The 17,117-nt window shown below is 70.4% G+C and carries 17 protein-coding genes and 1 other RNA gene; 8 read left to right on the top strand and 10 right to left on the bottom strand.

What is annotated here, in order from left to right; genetic code table 11:
• Positions 1–29: 29 nt before the first annotated feature.
• Positions 30–1,472, bottom strand: a complete 1,443-nt coding sequence (locus HD597_RS05835; RefSeq protein WP_253740686.1) for a flavin-containing monooxygenase — start codon at positions 1,470–1,472, stop codon at positions 30–32.
• Between the two features lie 121 nt (positions 1,473–1,593).
• On the opposite strand from HD597_RS05835, the gene HD597_RS05840 reads away from it, so the two are divergent.
• The 4 genes from HD597_RS05840 (at position 1,594) to rnpB (ending at position 4,958) form a co-directional block, all read left to right on the top strand.
• Positions 1,594–2,394, top strand: coding sequence for a Nif3-like dinuclear metal center hexameric protein (locus HD597_RS05840; protein WP_253740688.1), 801 nt, complete (start codon positions 1,594–1,596; stop codon positions 2,392–2,394).
• Positions 2,395–2,396: 2 nt separating this feature from the next.
• Positions 2,397–3,137: a zinc ribbon domain-containing protein gene (locus HD597_RS05845; RefSeq protein ID WP_253740690.1), complete on the top strand. Its 741-nt coding sequence runs from the start codon at positions 2,397–2,399 to the stop codon at positions 3,135–3,137.
• Complete coding sequence (locus tag HD597_RS05850) at positions 3,134–4,417, top strand: bifunctional RNase H/acid phosphatase (protein WP_253740692.1); 1,284 nt, start codon at positions 3,134–3,136, stop codon at positions 4,415–4,417. Before HD597_RS05845 ends, HD597_RS05850 begins: the two co-directional genes overlap by 4 nt.
• 149 nt (positions 4,418–4,566) lie before the next feature.
• Positions 4,567–4,958, top strand: an RNA gene (gene rnpB, locus HD597_RS05855) — RNase P RNA component class A.
• Here rnpB and HD597_RS05860 read toward each other — a convergent pair.
• Together HD597_RS05860 and HD597_RS05865 are read right to left on the bottom strand one after the other, a co-directional pair.
• Complete coding sequence (locus HD597_RS05860) at positions 4,955–5,188, bottom strand: tyrosine-type recombinase/integrase (RefSeq protein ID WP_253740693.1); 234 nt, start codon at positions 5,186–5,188, stop codon at positions 4,955–4,957. The genes rnpB and HD597_RS05860 overlap by 4 nt on opposite strands.
• Before the next feature lie 326 nt (positions 5,189–5,514).
• On the bottom strand, positions 5,515–6,081 hold the full coding sequence (locus tag HD597_RS05865; RefSeq protein WP_253740694.1) for a DUF6461 domain-containing protein: 567 nt from the start codon (positions 6,079–6,081) through the stop codon (positions 5,515–5,517).
• Positions 6,082–6,382: 301 nt separating this feature from the next.
• On the opposite strand from HD597_RS05865, the gene HD597_RS05870 reads away from it, so the two are divergent.
• Positions 6,383–7,117, top strand: coding sequence for a hypothetical protein (locus tag HD597_RS05870; RefSeq protein WP_253740695.1), 735 nt, complete (start codon positions 6,383–6,385; stop codon positions 7,115–7,117).
• Between the two features lie 515 nt (positions 7,118–7,632).
• Positions 7,633–7,911 carry a hypothetical protein gene (locus tag HD597_RS05875; protein ID WP_253740696.1) on the top strand — a complete coding sequence of 93 codons (279 nt, stop codon included), beginning with the start codon at positions 7,633–7,635 and terminating at the stop codon, positions 7,909–7,911.
• Positions 7,912–7,943: 32 nt separating this feature from the next.
• On the opposite strand, the gene HD597_RS05880 is transcribed toward HD597_RS05875, so the two are convergent.
• The 3 genes from HD597_RS05880 to HD597_RS05890 all read right to left on the bottom strand — a co-directional run bounded on the left by HD597_RS05880 (position 7,944) and on the right by HD597_RS05890 (position 9,905).
• Complete coding sequence (locus HD597_RS05880; RefSeq protein ID WP_225267930.1) at positions 7,944–8,132, bottom strand: hypothetical protein; 189 nt, start codon at positions 8,130–8,132, stop codon at positions 7,944–7,946.
• A gap of 222 nt (positions 8,133–8,354) precedes the next feature.
• Complete coding sequence (locus HD597_RS05885) at positions 8,355–8,990, bottom strand: class I SAM-dependent methyltransferase (RefSeq protein ID WP_253740698.1); 636 nt, start codon at positions 8,988–8,990, stop codon at positions 8,355–8,357.
• Between the two features lie 45 nt (positions 8,991–9,035).
• Complete coding sequence (locus HD597_RS05890; RefSeq protein WP_253759245.1) at positions 9,036–9,905, bottom strand: serine hydrolase; 870 nt, start codon at positions 9,903–9,905, stop codon at positions 9,036–9,038.
• Positions 9,906–10,370: 465 nt separating this feature from the next.
• Between HD597_RS05890 and HD597_RS05895 the strand changes: the two genes are divergently transcribed.
• Positions 10,371–10,754, top strand: coding sequence for a hypothetical protein (locus HD597_RS05895; protein ID WP_253740699.1), 384 nt, complete (start codon positions 10,371–10,373; stop codon positions 10,752–10,754).
• A gap of 43 nt (positions 10,755–10,797) precedes the next feature.
• On the top strand, positions 10,798–10,953 hold the full coding sequence (locus tag HD597_RS05900; protein ID WP_253740700.1) for a hypothetical protein: 156 nt from the start codon (positions 10,798–10,800) through the stop codon (positions 10,951–10,953).
• 255 nt (positions 10,954–11,208) lie between these two features.
• Here the strand turns inward: HD597_RS05900 and HD597_RS05905 are convergent, their stop codons facing one another.
• The 4 genes from HD597_RS05905 to HD597_RS05920 all read right to left on the bottom strand — a co-directional run bounded on the left by HD597_RS05905 (position 11,209) and on the right by HD597_RS05920 (position 16,730).
• Positions 11,209–12,222 carry an NAD-dependent epimerase/dehydratase family protein gene (locus tag HD597_RS05905; protein ID WP_253740701.1) on the bottom strand — a complete coding sequence of 338 codons (1,014 nt, stop codon included), beginning with the start codon at positions 12,220–12,222 and terminating at the stop codon, positions 11,209–11,211.
• A 4-nt stretch (positions 12,223–12,226) separates the two neighbouring features.
• Positions 12,227–14,434: a SulP family inorganic anion transporter gene (locus HD597_RS05910; protein ID WP_253740703.1), complete on the bottom strand. Its 2,208-nt coding sequence runs from the start codon at positions 14,432–14,434 to the stop codon at positions 12,227–12,229.
• Between the two features lie 105 nt (positions 14,435–14,539).
• Positions 14,540–15,997, bottom strand: coding sequence for a hypothetical protein (locus tag HD597_RS05915; RefSeq protein ID WP_253740704.1), 1,458 nt, complete (start codon positions 15,995–15,997; stop codon positions 14,540–14,542).
• 184 nt (positions 15,998–16,181) lie between these two features.
• On the bottom strand, positions 16,182–16,730 hold the full coding sequence (locus tag HD597_RS05920) for a YbhB/YbcL family Raf kinase inhibitor-like protein (protein ID WP_253740705.1): 549 nt from the start codon (positions 16,728–16,730) through the stop codon (positions 16,182–16,184).
• Positions 16,731–17,117: the final 387 nt, after the last annotated feature.

Consider the following 17,117-nt stretch of genomic DNA (forward strand, 5'->3'; position numbering starts at 1 on the left):
GGGCCGGGCCGGCTGAACGCCGGTTCGCCTCAGCCGGCCGGGCCGGTCGGCCGGTAGGCGGGCTGCGGCGGCCGGGCCGTGAGCCTGCGGTACAGCGTCGTGGTCCCCGGCCAGTTGTTGGTGACGCGCCCGGACGCGGTCTTGTACCAGCTCTGGCACCCCGCCCCCCACACCATCCCGGCCATCGCCGCGTCGAGCCGCCTGCGCCACGCCGCCATCACCTCGGCCCGCACCTCGATGGGGCCGCTCCCCGCCAGGTACGGCAGGCAGGACATGACATGGTTCACCTGGCATTCGATCATGAAGATGATCGAGTTGTGCCCCAGGTTCGTGTTCGGCCCGTACAGCATGAACATGTTCGGGAACCCGGGCACCGAGATCCCCAGATAGGCCTCGGCCCCCTTGTCCCACCGCTCCTCCAGCGACCGCCCCCCGCGTCCCACCACCTCCATGGGGACCAGGAACTCGGTGCTCTTGAAGCCGGTGGCGTACACGATCGTGTCCACCTCGTACGGCCCCTCGGTCGTCTCGATCCCCTTGGCCGTGACCCGCACGATCTTGTCGGTCACCAGCGACACGTTCGGCCTGGTCAGTGCCGGATAGAAGCTGCTGTCGATGACCACCCGCTTGCAGCCGGGCGGGTAGTCGGGCGTCAGCCTCGCCCGCAGCCCCGGGTCGGGCACCTGGTCGCGCAGGTGCCGCAGCGCCCGCTGCTTGAGCAGCCCCGTGCTCCACCCCTCGGACAGTGCCGGGTAGAGGGTGCCTTCGGCGTACCGATAGATCCACTCCCGATAGGCCCGCTGCAGCCCGGGGACGTAGTGGAAGGCCAGCCGGGTGAGCGGGCCGAACGTGGCGTCGGGCTTCGGGATCACCCAGTTGGGCGTGCGCTGGAAGACGTACAGGTGCTCGGCGCGCTCCGCGACGCGGGGGATGAGCTGGGCCGCGGAGGACCCGTTCCCGATCACGGCGACGCGCCGGCCGGAGATGTCGTGCTCGTGGTCCCAGCGGGCGGAATGGAACGACACCCCCTCGAAATCCGCCATGCCGGGAATGTCCGGCAGGCGGGGCCGGTTGAGCTGCCCCACCCCCATGACGAGCACGTCGAACGCCTCCGTGCCGCCCGGCGTGGTGACCTGCCATCGCGTGCCGTCGAAAACGGCCCGCCGCACTTCCGTGCCGAAGCGGATCTTTTCCCTCACGTGGTATTTGTCGGCGCAATGTTCGAGATATTCGAGAATCTCTGGTTGTTCCGGGTAGCGGCGGCTCCAGCTCGCGTACTTCTCGAAGGAGTACGAGTACAGATGCGAGGGAATGTCGCACCCCGCCCCGGGATAGCTGTTGTCCCGCCAGGTGCCGCCGAGATCCCCGGCCTTCTCGAAGACCGTGTACGAGCGAATCCCCGCCCGTTCGAGCTGGATCGCCATGCACAGCCCGCCGAAACCCGCTCCGACGATCGCGACGCTTGGTGCCATGCCGCCCTCCGCACGTAAGTCAGGATTCACTTACATTACGCCGAACCCCGTTCCGAAGACACCCCTCGCCGCGCCCGCCGCGAGGCGTCCCGCGGGCCGGTAGTCTGCGCAGGTGGCTGCTGTGACGTTGACTGACGTGATCGAGGTGCTCGAGGCGGCCTACCCGCCCGCCCGGGCCGAGTCGTGGGACGCGGTGGGGCTGGTCAGCGGCGACCCGGCCCAGCAGGTGCGCCGGGTGCTGTTCGCAGTCGACCCGGTCGCCGCCGTGGCCGAGGAGGCGCTCGACTGCGGCGCCGACCTGATCGTCACCCACCACCCCCTCTACCTGCGCGGCACCACCTCCGTGGCCGCGACCACGCCCAAGGGCAGGCTCGTCCACACCCTGATCAAGAACGACATCGCCCTCTACACCGCCCACACCAACGCCGACGTCGCGAACCCGGGCGTTTCCGACGCCCTGGCCAGGGCCGTCGGGCTGGCCGGCGACCTGGTCCCGCTGCGGCCGTTCCCCGACGACCCGTGGCGCGGGCTCGGCCGCGTCGGGGAGCTGCCGGAGAAGACGACGCTGGGCGAGTTCGCGCGGCGGGCGGCCGACGGGCTGCCGCGCACGTCGTGGGGGATCCGCGTGGCGGGCGACCTGTCGCGCCCGGTCCTGCGCGTGGCCGTCAGCGGCGGCGCGGGCGACTCGCTCCTCGGTACGGCCGCCGCCGCGGGCGTCGACGTGTTCCTCACGGCGGACCTGCGGCACCATCCTGCCAGCGAGTTCGTGGAGTCGGGCGGGCCCGCGCTGATCGACGCCGCGCACTGGGCGACCGAGTGGCCCTGGCTCGACAGTGCGGCGTCCATCCTGCGCGAGAGTGGCGTTACCGTTGAAACACGTGTCTCCGCCACGGTCACCGATGCTTGGACAAGAGGATATTGATCATGAAAGCAGCCCCTGAGGCACAGAAGCGACTGCTCGACCTGGCAGAGCTCGACTCCGTGATTGATCGGCTGGCGCACCGCCGCCGCACCCTGCCCGAGCTGGCCGAGATCGACGAGCGCTCCAAGGCGTTCGCCAGGCTCTCCACCCAGGTGATCGAGGCCGAGACCGAGGCCGGCGACCTCGCCCGCGAGCAGGCCAAGGCCGAGAGCGACGTCGACGCCGTGCGCACCCGGGCCGACCGAGACCAGAAGCGCCTCGACTCCGGGGCCGTGACCTCGCCGCGCGACCTGGCGAGCCTGCAGTCCGAGATCACCTCGCTGCACAGGCGGCAGGGCGACCTGGAGGAGGTCGTGCTGGAGATCATGGAGCGCAGGGAGGCCGCCGACACCAAGGTCACCGACCTGGTGGCCAAGCGTGACGAGGAGCGCGCCACGCTCTCCACGGCGGAGGACCGCCGCGACGCCGCGCTGAGCGAGATCGAGAAGGAGTCGGGCGAGGTGCAGGGCCGGCGCGCGGGCGTCGTCGGCGACATCCCCGCCGACCTGCTCAAGCTCTACGAGAAGCTCAGGGAGCAGTACGGTGTGGGCGCCGCCATGCTGCACGGCGGCCGGTGCCAGGGCTGCAAGGTGGCCCTGTCCATCGCCGAGATGAACCGCATCAAGGCAGCCCCCCACGACGAGGTGCTCCGGTGCGAGGAGTGCCGCCGCATCCTCGTCCGCACCGCAGAGTCGGGCCTGTGACCTCGTACGTCATCGAGGCCGACGGCGGCTCGCGCGGCAACCCGGGCCCGGCCGGCTACGGCGCGGTCGTCATGGACGCCTCCGACGGCCAGGTGCTGGCGGAGGCGGCCGAGGCCATCGGCGTCACGACCAACAACGTCGCCGAGTACCGCGGCCTGATCGCCGGCCTGCGGGCCGTGCTCGACCTGGGCGGCGACGGGGCGCACGTGGCCGTCAGGATGGACTCGAAGCTGGTCGTCGAGCAGATGGCCGGCCGCTGGAAGATCAAGAACGAGGGCCTGCGCCCGCTGGCGGCCGAGGCCGGCACGCTGGTGAGGCGGCTGCGGGTGACGGAGTGGACGTGGATCCCCCGCGAACGCAACTCCCACGCCGACCGCCTCGCCAACGAGGCCATGGACGCCGCAGCCAAGGGCCTGAAGTGGAAGGCGGGCGGCACGACCGGCGCCGGCGCGCCGGGGCCTGCCGGCACGGGCGGCACGGGCGACGCGTCAGGGCCTGCCGGCACGGGCGCGCGGGCTGCCGCGACCGGTGCCGCGCCGACGACCGGCCGGCAGACGGACCTCCTCGACGGGGGCGACATCTCCGCCCCCACGGCCTCCGTGGCCACCGCCCAGGCCAGGGCCACGGGCACGGCCAAGGGCACGGGCTGGGCTCCGCCCACCCGCGTCGCCACCTCCCTGCTCCTCCTCAGGCACGGCGAGACCGAGCTGTCGCTCGAACGCAGGTTCTCCGGTCGCGGAGACGCCGAGCTCACCGCGAACGGCCTGGCCCAGGCCTCGGCTGCGGCCGCACGGCTGTCGCGCGACCCGTACCGGCTGGACGTGGTCGTCACCTCCCCGCTCAGGCGCGCCAGGCAGACCGCGCAGGCGGTCGCCGAGCAGGCGGGCGTCGAGGTCGAGGTGCTCGAAGAGCTCAGGGAGGCGGATTTCGGCGCCTGGGAGGGCCACACGTTCACGGAGGTCCAGCGCCGCTGGCCCGCCGAGCTGGCAGCCTGGCTGGCGGACCCCGACGTGGCCCCGCCGGGCGGCGAGAGCTTCGCGCAGACCGCCCGCCGCGTGCAGGCGGCGAGAGAGCGGCTGGTGGAGCGGTACGAAGGCAAGACCGTGCTGGCCGTCTCGCACGTGACGCCGATCAAGCTGCTGCTCAGAGACGCCCTGCTGGCGCCGCTGCAGTCCCTCTACCGCATGCATCTCGACCTGGCGTGCCTGTCGCTGATCGAGTACTACGCCGACGGGCCGGCCGTCGTGAAGACCTTCAACGACACCTCGCACCTGCGCTGAGAGCGGAGCCGTGCCGGGCGCCACCAGTGACGCACCCGGCACGACCGCCGCATTGCCACCGCCCCCCTCAGGCGATGACTCCGCCATTCCAGCGAATCGATCTTGTCGTTGAGTTGGGAACGGCTTGAGATTTGATACAGTCCACCAGACGAGTCGGCCGGGCGACCGCGTCGGGCCTCATCAGGCCCGCCGAGGAAGGTCCGGGCTCCACAGGGCAGGGTGGTCGGTAACGCCGACCCGGGGTGACCCGCGGGACAGTGCCACAGAAAGCAGACCGCCTCCCGGCCTGGCCGGGAGGTAAGGGTGAAAGGGTGGTGTAAGAGACCACCAGCGCCCACGGTGACGTGGGCGGCTAGGTAAACCCCACCCGGAGCAAGGTCAAGAAGGGACGCTCTTCGGGGCGTTCCGCGCGCGACGTTCGAGGGCTGCCCGCCCGAGCCGCGCGGGTAGACCGCTCGAGACCGCCGGCAACGGCGGTCCTAGATGGATGGTCGCCCCTTCGTACGAAGGACAGAACCCGGCCTACAGGCCGACTCGTCACCCCATCATCCTTCTGACCTGCACCGCAGCCATCCTCAAGATCCCGCAGGGCACTTTCAGCGCGGGCTTGAACGCCTTGTCGAGTGCGTCTCGCTCCGGTACCAGACGGCCGTACAGATCCACGGCGGTGGTGATGGACTTGTGGGCGAGCCACCGGGACACCTCAGAGATGGGGACGCCTTCCTCCAGTGCGGTACTCGCGAACGTGCGGCGAAGATCGTGGAAGGTCACGTGCCCCGGCCGGTTAGGCACAGGTCATCATCGGAAGCCAGGTCGAAGTGCTGGACCTGCTGTCGGATCGTCGCCGCGACGAACGGGCATGGGGACGTCCCGGCGGGGGTCTACGGCTCCGGGCAGGCCAAGATCGTTCCGTGTCGATCGGGTTGCGGTGGAAGCCTGCCCGCCTGCCGCCGTCCCAGGGCAAGCCCTAGCAGACCAGCCGCGGGCCGCCTTCCTTCCATCACGGTCCTGGCGCCGGGCGCGCGGCAGGGGCGGCCCCGCGGCCGGCCCCGTTACCTCTTCGGGTGGGGCGACGGCAGACGGGCAGGCCAAGGGGGCTACGACTTGGTTGGTTTGGGGACGACGCCCCACTTGAACGGGGAGCTCTTCAGGAGGTTCTCCGTCGCTCTGATCCCGGTCAGGTGCTCTACGAGCAGGAAGGCCGGTCCCTCGTAGAGCCGGAGAGACGATGGAAAGAGCATGTCGATCTCTGTGATCGTGTCCACGAGTTCGTCCGGAATCTCTGTCAGGTATCCCTCGTCGCCTCCCCAAGCGAATCTGATCTCACCGTCCTCACACCAATAGAAGTAGTCCAAGCACTTGATGCCGAGTGCGGCTTGGGAAACGAGGCAGGTGCCCTCGGAGAGTCTAGTGATCAGGTCTTCGTCGGTGCCGAGCCAGTCGGGATCGAAAACGAACGTCCAATCGCCGATGGAGGTGACGCCGAGGGGTCCGCTTGAGTAGTAATCGGCGTTGTCGGGGAAGGGCCCCGACGTGAAGTCCTCCCATCGACCACCGAGACGTGCAACCACCTGTTCAGGTGTGGCACGGACATAGATGAAGCTGTAGCACTCTTCGGCGTATTCGCCGCAAAGCCACGAGATATCGAGGGGCTGCAGGGTCATGTCGTCATGATGACAGTCGACTCCGACAAATATCGTTGTCACCTGCGGATTCTTAGAGTGGTCGCCAACGAACTCACTGCCCGGGTATCCCCGTGAGTGACAAACCGAGTGACATCAGCAATGCCCAAGGCTGCTCGATCATGCACCTCAATGCACATCGCAACGTGGTCCCATCAGGCGAAACAGTCAGCACAGAGATCTACCATGAGTGCTTCGCATCGAAGGCGTCAAGGGTTCGATCCCATCCTCGTGCCGACAGCTGATTCTGACATGGGTGTGATCACCGCACTAGGCTGGCCTGATGGCATGGGAAGACGGCTTCGGTGTGGCGTTGAAGCGATTAGCGGATCGCAGGCGCCTAGACCTCGTTGCCTTGCCTTCCGTCCCCGAGGCCGAGCTGCCGGCAGTGTTTCAGGGTGGGGCGCCGAGCCCGTCTCCGCTACGGCGGCTCGCACTCGTGCTCGGTCTGCACGCGGCAGACCTCTTTGCCATCGCAGATCTAGACATACCCGAGGACCTCGCTCCCCTGGATGCCACGGCCGGATGGCACGTTCCCTACTTGGTCCGAGACGCCGTCACTCTGCCGCCGGAGGAAAGGACCGCGTTACGCCAGTTCGTAGCGTCCCTGCCGCAGGAGGAGCGGGCCCAGCCCCTTCACAAACCACCGGTGCACGAGCAGTACCTGGCGGGTCCTGGTGCCCTGCTCATGCGCATGGCCCGGAACCGAAATCTCGGCTGGACGGCCACAGCCAAGACGTTCCTGGTACTCACAGGGCGGTACTGGTCTCCTGCCACCTACGGTGGGGTGGGCCACGGCCGTACGCAGCTGACTCCCGAGCTCCTGGCCGATTTCTCCGCTGTGCTCGATGTCCCCGCCGACGACCTGGCAGCGTTGACCGGCGTTGCGCTGCCTGGCGCAGCCTCGGTTCAGAAACCAGATGTTGCTGACGTGGCCGAGCTGATCTGGGACGTGCGACGTCTTACCGAGAGTCAGCTTCGGCAGGTCAGGGATCTCGCGAGATCCATGCGACATTAGCTGTCGAGTTGCCGTACCGCGAGCCTCAGAGAATAGCCGGGGTGTTCGGCGTACCCACCTTCTTGTCGACCAGCGGCCAACGCTCGGGGACATCCTCCCGACGTCTCGCAGATCGCACGGCACACTTGCAAGGGCGTGATTGGCTGAACGCCCAAGGGGGAGTCAAGTGGAGAGCCACACGCGCTGAATCAGTGTGAACGGGTCTGGACTCGATTGCCCGGCCTGACCTCGCATCCGGATCAGCGTGAACTGACTGACACGGGAGAATCTGGTTCGAGTCCTATCACGGCGATGATGATGCGCAGGGCACATTCGGGGCGCATGACATCACGATCATGCACGAAACGTTGAGAAGCTGCGAGAACGAAACGTGCAGGTCGCAACCCCCATGACGAAGATCCCAGCAGCTCATGCCGAACCGAGAAAGGAACCCGGCCTACGGGCCGGCTCGTCACCCCTCAAGCAGAGTACGGTCACCGCGAAAAAGGCGGGCGAGTGATCTACACTCGCTCGTCATGACGGGCTTGTTCGACCGATTAGGTCCCCTCTCCCTCATCGTCGCCATCCTCGCCGTGCTCGCCGGCACCCCGCTGGGAGAGAGATGGGGAGCACCACCATCGAGCTGGACCATGCCGGCTCTCGGGATCGTCGCGCTGGCACTGGCATGGCCTGGACTGCGAAGCAAGCCCACGATCTCCACGGTGTCCAACCGCAGCATGTCAGTGGCGGGGCTGATGCTGGGGACGATCGCGCTCGGCCTCGGCGCGGTACACCTGGTGCTGGACTTCCTGTGAGCGGAGTCCCCAGCGAGGTCTGATCATCGATGTCAGGGCTTTCTGTGGCTGAGGCCGACGATCGTGAGCGCCAGCCCGGCCACCCCCACGAAGGAGGCCCCGGCCGCTGTGCCCGCGGCCATCAGCTCGGCCTTGGTGTCCACGAGGACCAAAATCGCCACGAACAAGGCCACGATGGCCGCTACGCCGAGGGCGAGCGTCACATGCCAGCGACTGTCCATCCCGCCTACCTCCGTTGGGGAGCACGCCGTTTCCGAGTGATGACGTGTCTGCGAAGCATGCTCGGCCCGCGCAACGGATGTGAGGGCGAGCGGGTGTGAGTATCGTGCGCTGCTACTGACCGGTACGACATCAGTTTACGGCCCCTGACCAGGGCGATCGTGGTTATTGACGCTCGCGCCAGCGTGTCTTGGTGAAAGCGGCCTCGCCGGCGGCGGGCACCGTCATTTCCGGGCGTACCCCAGGACGTGCGTCAGGCGCGGCACCCCCGGCTGCGGGGCGAACCCGAACGTGTCGGCCTCGACCACCTCGAACCCGGCCCGGCGGATCGCCCCGAGCGTGTCCCGGTTCGGCCGGCAGCCGCCCGCGGCCCGCCGCCACACCGGTGTCACGATGTCCGCCAGCAGGCCGAGCGCGGGGTTGGCCGGCCGTACGTGCTCGTAGAACCGCAGCTCGCCGCCGGGCCTGAGCACGCGGGCGGCCTCCGCCAGGGCGCGCTCCTGCGACGGCACCGAGCACAGTACCAGCGACACCACCACGACATCGAACGCGCCGTCGCCGGCGGGCAGCTCCTCGGCGTGCCCGGACGTCACCGACACCGGTACCGGCGCCGACCGGGCCTGCGCCCCGGCCAGGTCGCGCAACGTGTCCTCCGGCTCGACGGCGACGACCTCCGTGACCGCCGGCGGGTAGTGGGCGAAGTTGCGGCCGTTGCCGGCGCCGACCTCGATCACCCGCCCCTCGGCCCCGGCCAGCAACCGCCGGCGGTGGTCGTAGGCGCCCCGCCGGTCCACGAGCTCGGCCACCCGGGCGTACGCCTGGGCGAAGCGCGGATGCTGGAAATCGGCCTGTCGCGTCATCGAATCCCCTCAGAACGGCTCTTTCCAGCATGCCTCGCCGCACGATCAGTTCTTCGCGGCCCTGCCGATGACCTTGGCGACCAGCTTGCTCACGTGCTCGACCGCCTTGATCCCCGCCCCCAGCGAGCGGTGCCGGCGCGAGATGACGGCGATCAGGTACGTACGCCCCCGCTCCCGTACGCGCCCGATGCTGTTGACCGTCCATCGCCCTGCGTCGCGTTCCCGAGGCAGCCACCCGTTCTTGACCTGCGCGCCGCTGCCGGCCGCGCTGACGCCCCACGCCTGCTCCGGCGCCACGTGCCCCATCAGCTCCAGCACGTGGCGGCGGTGGCGGGGCGACAGCGGGCTGCTGGACGACACCAGCGCGTTCAGCAGCCGTACCTGATCGGCGGCGCTCGTCGTGGTCGATCCCCATGCGCCGCCGGGCCCGGGACGGGTGTCCCGCAGCCCGAGCTTCTTGTTGGCCGCGGCCAGCCCCGAGGCGCCGCCGATCGCCGCCCACAGCCGGGACGCGGCGTCGTTGTCGCTGACCTTGATCGCCTGTGCCGCCGCGCGCTTCTCCCATCCCGTCAGCCTGCGATGCTCCCGCTGGGCGCGGAGCAGCAGCGCCACCACGATGTTGACCTTGACGATGCTGGCCGTGGCCGTTCTGAGGCGGCGGTTGTAGGAGTAGGTGAGGCCGGAGGAGAGCTCGCGCACCGACACGGCGAGGTCGCCCGGCAGGTCGTCGAGGTAACGGTCGAGCGATCGGGTCAGGCCCTTTCTGTACGAGGGCCGCCTGGACGCGGGCTGCTTGGGTGCGGGCTGCTTGGCCGGCTCCGGCGCGGACGTGATGGCGACGGGGGAGAGGGGAAGGGTCGCGGCTGCGGGCAGGGTATGAGGGACACCGCTCGACGCGAGGAGGGCCAGCGGCACGAGCGCGCCCGCCAGCGCTACCCGTCGGCGCAGCCACGCCCCAGACTTTGCGGACGGCCGAGCCCCGGGTGTCGTTGGTGGCCGCGCCTCGGGTGGTACAAGCAGCCGGGCCTCGGGCTTCGCGGGTGGCCGGGCCTCGGGCGTCGCGGGTGGCCGCGCCTCGGGCGTCGCGGGTGGCCGGGCCTCGGGCTCGGGCGGAAGCCGCGGCCCAGGCTTCGTGGGCAGCACGCCGCCCTACCCGCACGCAGCGGGGAGAAAAGGGGAAATATCGTGCGATGCCATGAAATACATGGCAGGCAGCATTCCTGCCCTGCTGTTTCCACGGTGTTAGCCGGGGCTGGAGAGCACGAAGGCCGTAGCCATGAAGTGACGGGTTCGTGAGAGCCGAAGCCCGAGCCTCGAAGGGCACGCTAGATTCTTGGCCAGGCTCGGTCGAGGACCGGGTGTCATGAGGGGGGCGGGGAGATGGGCGCTGAGCTGGCCACGTTGGTCGGTGAGCTGTCACCGTACGTGACGGCCGCCGTGGGCGCGTACGGGGCCACCGTGCTGGCGCGGGCCCAGGAGGAGGCGGCCGACGCCACGGTGGGGTGGGGGCGGCGCATGCTCCAGCAGATCTTCGGCGTGCGGCCGGACGAGGACGACGTCCCGGAGACGGTCATCGAGCTGGCGCAGGCTCCGGACGACCCCGACCTGCAGGCGGCGTTGCGGGTGCAGATCCGCAGGCTGATGGCGGCGGACGAGGAGCTGGCGGCCCGGCTCCGGGCCATGGTCGCCGAGGCGCGGGCCGAGACGGCCGGCACGGTGACCGTGACCGCGTCGGGCGACCACTCGGCGGGCTTCAACCACTGAGCACACGACGAACGGCGCGGAGGACGTCGTTCACCGCGCCGAAGTGATCATGGGGCTCGGCCCCGCCCTTCCTGAGCCGGCCGAGGCGACCGCGGCGCTCGGCCCCGGCCCAGAGACCGCCGAGGTGGCGGCGGCGCGCGGTCTCGTCCTTCCCAAGACGGCCGTAGTGACCGCCGCGCTCGGCACACGACCGTCCTGAGACGGCCGAGCTGCGCGATCAACCCCGACGGCCTCCGCGACCGCACGCAGGCATGGTGAGGGGCGGAGGTGATCCGTCCTGCCGTCGAGCCATCATCGGCGGCCCCGTCCAGAGGGCATGGCTCGCCGGCGGGCACCTCCGCCCCTCCGGCCCCTGGGAGTGAGGACCGGCGTCGCGAGGAGCGCCATGGGCAAGTGGAGAACCTCGCTGGCACAGTGACCCTAACCCCGCCCCCGCCGCCCGTTCTGCGGAGGATTACGCAGAACGCGCATCCCACGCCGCCAGGATGCCCGCCTCCTTCTCCGCGTCCATGCCGTGCCGGTTGCGCTTGCCGTAGCTGCGCCTGTCCTCAGGGATCTCGCGCAGCCACGCCCACGTGTCGCGCACCGTCTCCGATACCGGCCGGGTACGCAGCCCGGCCGCCTCGGCCTTGGCCGTCGGGACGCTCCAGAAGTTGTCCCTGGTCTCCGACGGCGGGCTCCACAGCGGCAGCTCCACGAACGCCCCCGCCTCCCGTTCGACCAGGAACGTGTCGTCCACCCACACGAGCTCCGCGTCGGAGCCCGTGGCCGACACGCAGGCGGCCAGCCACGAGCCGTACGTCGTCTCACCCGCGGGGCCCGTCACCAGGAAGCCGCCGGAGGCGCCGCGCTCGGCCTGGTCGAGCGTGAAGGCCGCCACGTCGCGCGCGTCCACGAGCTGCAGCGGGGCGGACGGGTCGCCGGGCGCCAGCACCCTCCCGCCGCGGGAGATCCTGGTCAGCCACCACGGCAGCCTGGCGACGTCCTCGTGCGGCCCGAGGATCAGGCCGGGCCGCACGATCAGCGCGTTGCCGTCGAAGCCCTGCTCGACCGCCCGCTCGCAGCCCGCCTTGAGCACGCCGTAGTCGCCGTCGTCAGGCCCCGCGTCGGGCGCGCACGCCCAGCCCTGGCCCTCCTCCGTGGCCGGCTTGGCGGGGAAGCCGTCGACCGCCGACACGCTGGACACGAACGCGTACGTGGCCGCCCGGCCCGACAGCGCCCGCACCGACTCGCCCACCACGCGCGGCACGTAACCGCAGGTGTCGATCACGACGTCCCACGAGCGGCCCTCGACCAGCCGCGACAGGTCAGCGGGCGCCTCACGGTCGCCCCGCACGGCCTCCACGCCGGGCACGTCGGCCCCGCTGCGCCCCCTGTTGAACGTCGTCACCTCATGCCCCCGGGCCAGCGCCGCCTCCACGGCGGCGCGCCCCAGGAACCCCGACCCACCCATGACCAGAACCTTCATGGGCTCAATCCTCGCTCGTCACCAACCGGCGATCGAACGTCTTCACGGAGAGCGTAGGACGCAGCGGCGGCACCATGTGCACCCTGGCCGAGCCGATGTCGAAGTACAGCCCGACCAGCTCCAGCTTGCCCGCCCGCACCTGCTCGTCGACCTTCCGGTACGTGCGCAGGTTCTCCAGCTGCTGCTGCACGTTGACCCGGCACAGCACGTCCAGCGCCCCGGCGTGCAGCCGGTCGCCCTCGGTCTCGATGAACGTGGCCAGGCTGTGGTCCCCGTGCCGCAGCCACCTGCGCAGCCCCGGCAGGCTGCCCGCCTGCACCCCGCCGCTCAGCACCCCGGCCATCGCGCCGCAGCCCGAGTGCCCGCACACCGTGATCGTGTGGACGCCCAGCACCTGCGTGGCGTACTCGATCGCGGCCACCACCGAGTCGTCGTGCGGCTCGGTGCCCCTGCGCGGCACCAGGTTGCCGATGTTGCGCACGGTGAACAGGTCGCCGGGCCCGCTCGCCGTGATCAGGCTGGGCATGATGCGGGAGTCGGCGCACGTGATGAACAGGTGCGACGGCTGCTGCTTGCGGGCCAGCTCGGTGAAGATGGGCCGCACGAGCGGCGCCGTGTGCCGGTGGTACTCGCGCGCCCCGGCCGTGAGCAGGCACTCCGTGGTGCCGTCGGACGGCATGGTGATCGGCTCCGCCTCGCGTCGCCGGTGCGCCCACGGCAGCCACCAGCGGTCCGGCGCCTTCGGCGGCGACTTGGCGGGGAACATGCGCGCCCCGCTGGCCGCCAGCGCGTACCACTCGTCGTGCAGCTCGTCGATGACCACGGTGCCGCCCATCCGCTCGTGGTCCAGCCGCCACGAATGGATGGCCTCGAAGGCGCCGTTGTCCATGAAGTCGATGTTCAGGTCGAGGTCCACGATCGTGGCGGCGGGGATCGTACGCAGCTCGTGCGTCAGCCGCGGCACGCCCAGGAACGTCAGCGACCCCGAGATCGTCACGTGCAGCCGGCCGTCGCGGTCCTCCCGCTTGAGCACGGTCACCCAGGTCAGGCGGCGCAGCGCGAGCAGCGCGGCCAGCGCCAGCCCCGCCAGCACGCCCTCGGCCAGGCCGAGCAGGATCACGGCGGCCATCGTCACCACGTACACCGGCACCTCGCCGTGCCCGTGGACCTTCCTGATGTGGCCCAGGTTCACCATCTGCACGCCGATGAGAACCAGCAGCGCGGCCAGCGCCTCCAGCGGGATCAGCGTGATCGTCCAGCCGAACCCGAGCGCGAACACCAGCACCCACACCCCGTGCAGGATCGCCGACCAGCGGGTACGGGCGCCCGCCTGCGCGTTCGCGGTGCTGCGCACGATCACCCCGGCGACGGGCAGGCCGCCGAGCGCGCCGGTGACCATGTTGGCCACGCCCTGACCGGTCAGCTCCTGGTCGAGGTCCACCCGGCGCCCGCCGTGCATCCCGTCGACCGCCACCGAGCACAGCAGCGACTCGCAGCCGGCCAGCAGCGCCACGAGCAGCACCGCGGACACCACCAGGTGCCAGTCGCCCTGCGGCAGCACCGGGAAGGCCCACTCGGTGAGGCTGTTGGACAGGTCCACCCGCGTGACGTCCCAGCCGAACGCCCACGCGGTGACCGCCGCCGCGGCCAGCGCCGCCAGCGGCGCCGGGACCACCTTGACGCGTTTGGGGAGCCGCGTCCACAGCGCCAGGACGGTGATCGTGAGGATGCCGACGGCCACCTTGTGACCGTGGAGGTCGGCGATCTGGCCGGGCAGCTCCAGCACGTTCGCGATGGCCGACTTCTGCGAGCTGCCGCCCAGCACCACGTGGAGCTGGGAGAGGGCGATGATGATGCCGACGGCCGCCAGCATGCCGTGGATCACGGCCGGCGAGACCGCCAGCGCCGCCCTGGCCGCCTTGAAGACCCCCAGGACGAGTTGTACGGCCCCCGCCAGCAGGGTGATCATGCAGGTGGCCCGCCAGCCGTAGGTGTGGACGAGGTCCACGACCACCAGGGACAGACCGGCGGCGGGGCCGCTCACCTGGACGGCCGAGCCGCCCAGGGCACCGGCCACGATGCCGCCCACCACGGCGGCGATCAGTCCGGCTGCCAGCGGCGCTCCGGAGGCCATCGCGATGCCCAGGGAGAGGGGCACCGCGATGAGGAAGACCACGAGCGAGGCTGGCACATCATGCCGGAGGGTGCTCATCCAGCTACTCTGCGTGTCGCGGAACATGGAGCAAACCCTATTGCTCCGACGTCCTCGCTTTAAGGGGGCGTCGCGCTGGTTTTACGGATTAATGGGTGCTGAAGATCACCGGTAGTAGTCGTGCGGATGGTCCTGCTGCTCCGGGCCTCGCCGGTGGTTGCCGTGGCCGTTGGCCTGAGGCTGCGGGGGCTGGGCCGGCCAGCCCCCGTGCGCGCCGTTGGCCGCCGACGGCGGCGCGGGCCAGGCCGCGGGACTGGTCGTGATGTCGCCGGTCTCGTAGGCGCCTGCGGCGAACGGGGAGACCGGCGGAGCCGGCGGGGTGGGAGCCGACAGCACGTCGTAGTTGGAGACCGCCCGCCCGGGCACGGTCGGCGTGCCGGCGGCGGGTGAGGGGCCGGTGAGCGGGTCGGAGTCGTCGGCCACGGCCCAGCCGGAGCGCACCTCGTACGAGGCGGGATAGGACGAGCGGGCGGCGGGCTGCTCGAACGCCGGCCACGAGCTCGCACCGGCGTAGGGCGTGGCGGGGGCGGGGGCGGGGGCGGGGGCCGGGTCGTCGAGGATGTCGGCCGAGGCCGCCCAGGAGCCGGACGTGGTGCCCGCGGGCTGCTGGCTCCAGGTGGTCTCGACGGGGTCGGCCGCGCCGCCGCCGTAGGCGGGGAACGGGTCGCTCGTCGGCGCGCCGTGGATGGGGGCGGGAGCGGCCGGGAAGTTGCCGCTGGAGGTCGGGCTCACCGCGGGGAAGGAGCCGCTGCCGTTAACGGCGGCCGGATAAACGCTGTTGGAGGAGACCGAGTTGGAGGAGACGGGGGCGGGCCGGGGGGAGGGGGACGGCTCGGGGCGCGTGGGGGCGGGCACCGGCTGGGCGCCCGCGCCGAGGATGCTCAGCACGTCGGCCGTCGGCGCCGCGAACGTCACGGTGCGCTGGTCGGCCAGCTCGGCCTGGCTGGGGGTGCGCTTCTGCGGCTCGACCAGGTCGGCGAGGTTGGCCGCGGCCGACGCGGCGGCGGGCTGGCGCTGCGGCAGGGGGGCCTGGACGGTGGCCGCGTTGGGGTCGACGTCGGCGGAGGCGGTGGCGGGCCGCGGCTTGGCGGCGCGCGCGGAACGTTTGGCGGGTCGCTCGGCTGGACGCTCGGCCTCGGCGGCGGGGCGCTCGCGCTCGACCGGGCGGGAGGCGGCCTTCCTGGCGGCCACCGTGCCCCCGGCGCCGAACTCGCCCTCCTCCGCATCGCTGCGGATGTTGGCCCAGAACTCCTCGTCATCGTCGTCGTTGGTGGGGTTGCCCCACTCGTCGACGCCACGCCTGCCACGCTGACCGGTGCGCACCGGTTTCTGCTTGACCTCGTCGATGGGACTGAAGTCCGGGCTGAAATTGGCCATCCGCGGCTCGTGCGCCGCGAACTGGTCCGTCGAACGAGTCTGTGTCTGCTCCTCCTTCTCGGCCATCTCCTTCAGCCGTTCCGGAGGAAGCGAGCTCTCCCTGCGGTTCATCGAGCGCATGCCCAGTGCCACGACGACGAGCACGAGGAGCACGACAGCGACCAAGCTCACTACGACCGCGATCATTGCACCACCCTCAAAGCCATGGCCTCCCTCTGGCACCGATGAGATCGCGCGGCCATCGACGCGATCTGCCCCCTTTGATCACCAGTGCCTAACAATTGGATCTGATTGTGTCGGACCACTATGAGAGTTGTCACACCCTACGTGAATAATTGGTACACCGGCACTACCTGCCGTGTTCGGCCTCTCACTGGATGTTCACCGCCGTGAGACGACCCCTGGCGATGGTCTGCTCCGCGATCTTCTTCAGGATCGCGGGCAGCGGGGAGCCCGCCGCGAGAGCGACCTTGCCGCTGAGCGTGTACACCGTGAAGCGATAGCTGGCGTCCTTCTCGCAGGGCGGCTCGTAACCCACCCTGCCGCTGGTGACCCTCGCCTGCCCCGTGCCCTCTGGAGGGTCGGCGGCGGCGTTGGGGCCCAGCTCGGTCGTGGTCGCCGGGATGTCGTAGAGCACCCAGTGCACCGCCGACTTCGAGGACGTGTGGCTGTCGACCACGATGGCGATCGACTTGGCGTCCTGCAGCGGCTGGCTGGACCAGCGCAGCGGTGGGCTGCCCTGGTCGCTCTGGCAGGAGTAGTCGCCGGGCAGCGGCTTGCCCTCGCGCAGCTCAGGACTCGTGACGTTCATCTCGGCGATGTCCTGAGCCTGGGATCTGCCGATGAAGCTGAGGCTGCTGCAACCCGACAGGGACAACGCGACAGCCGCCGCCGTCACACTGACGACGAAGCGTCGCATGCGCGATGCCGCGTTACACAGCCCCATGCCGGACGATGCTACGCGGCTCTCGGCGGTGCGCAGACCGTTTCTCGATGGTCGGTGGTCGGTAAAGGATCCGAAAAGCCCAAGAATGCGGGCATTCGCGTAGTGAGCTTGGCCACAACGACGCCCGCGCGCGGGCTCCTGGCGTGCGGATCAGCCCCCGCCGGGGCAGCCTCATCCGCCTGCTGGTATGTCATGGCGCGCGGCGGAGGTGGACCCGGCGACCACCCCACGAAACGGACATGGGTTTCGGGCAGGCGGCGGCGCAGAAACCAGGCGCGCCAGATCGGGGCTTCCCGGAGAAGAACGGGCCCCTGGATGCGGACGGCGGCTGCCACGTCGCGTGAGGCGCTCGCGCAGTGG

Source organism: Nonomuraea thailandensis, assembly GCF_024172165.1.
Classification (GTDB): domain Bacteria; phylum Actinomycetota; class Actinomycetes; order Streptosporangiales; family Streptosporangiaceae; genus Nonomuraea; species Nonomuraea thailandensis.

Excerpts from the sequence above, each read along its gene's own strand:
- HD597_RS05835 (WP_253740686.1), bottom strand. The coding sequence starts at position 1,472 with ATGGCACCAAGCGTCGCGATCGTCGGAGCGGGTTTCGGCGGGCTGTGC.
- HD597_RS05845 (WP_253740690.1), top strand. The coding sequence starts at position 2,397 with ATGAAAGCAGCCCCTGAGGCACAGAAGCGACTGCTCGACCTGGCAGAG.
- HD597_RS05865 (WP_253740694.1), bottom strand. The coding sequence starts at position 6,081 with ATGACCCTGCAGCCCCTCGATATCTCGTGGCTTTGCGGCGAATACGCC.
- HD597_RS05870 (WP_253740695.1), top strand. The coding sequence starts at position 6,383 with ATGGCATGGGAAGACGGCTTCGGTGTGGCGTTGAAGCGATTAGCGGAT.
- HD597_RS05875 (WP_253740696.1), top strand. The coding sequence starts at position 7,633 with ATGACGGGCTTGTTCGACCGATTAGGTCCCCTCTCCCTCATCGTCGCC.
- HD597_RS05880 (WP_225267930.1), bottom strand. The coding sequence starts at position 8,132 with ATGGACAGTCGCTGGCATGTGACGCTCGCCCTCGGCGTAGCGGCCATC.
- HD597_RS05885 (WP_253740698.1), bottom strand. The coding sequence starts at position 8,990 with ATGACGCGACAGGCCGATTTCCAGCATCCGCGCTTCGCCCAGGCGTAC.
- HD597_RS05895 (WP_253740699.1), top strand. The coding sequence starts at position 10,371 with ATGGGCGCTGAGCTGGCCACGTTGGTCGGTGAGCTGTCACCGTACGTG.
- HD597_RS05905 (WP_253740701.1), bottom strand. The coding sequence starts at position 12,222 with ATGAAGGTTCTGGTCATGGGTGGGTCGGGGTTCCTGGGGCGCGCCGCC.
- HD597_RS05910 (WP_253740703.1), bottom strand. The coding sequence starts at position 14,434 with ATGAGCACCCTCCGGCATGATGTGCCAGCCTCGCTCGTGGTCTTCCTC.
- HD597_RS05915 (WP_253740704.1), bottom strand. The coding sequence starts at position 15,997 with ATGATCGCGGTCGTAGTGAGCTTGGTCGCTGTCGTGCTCCTCGTGCTC.
- HD597_RS05920 (WP_253740705.1), bottom strand. The coding sequence starts at position 16,730 with ATGCGACGCTTCGTCGTCAGTGTGACGGCGGCGGCTGTCGCGTTGTCC.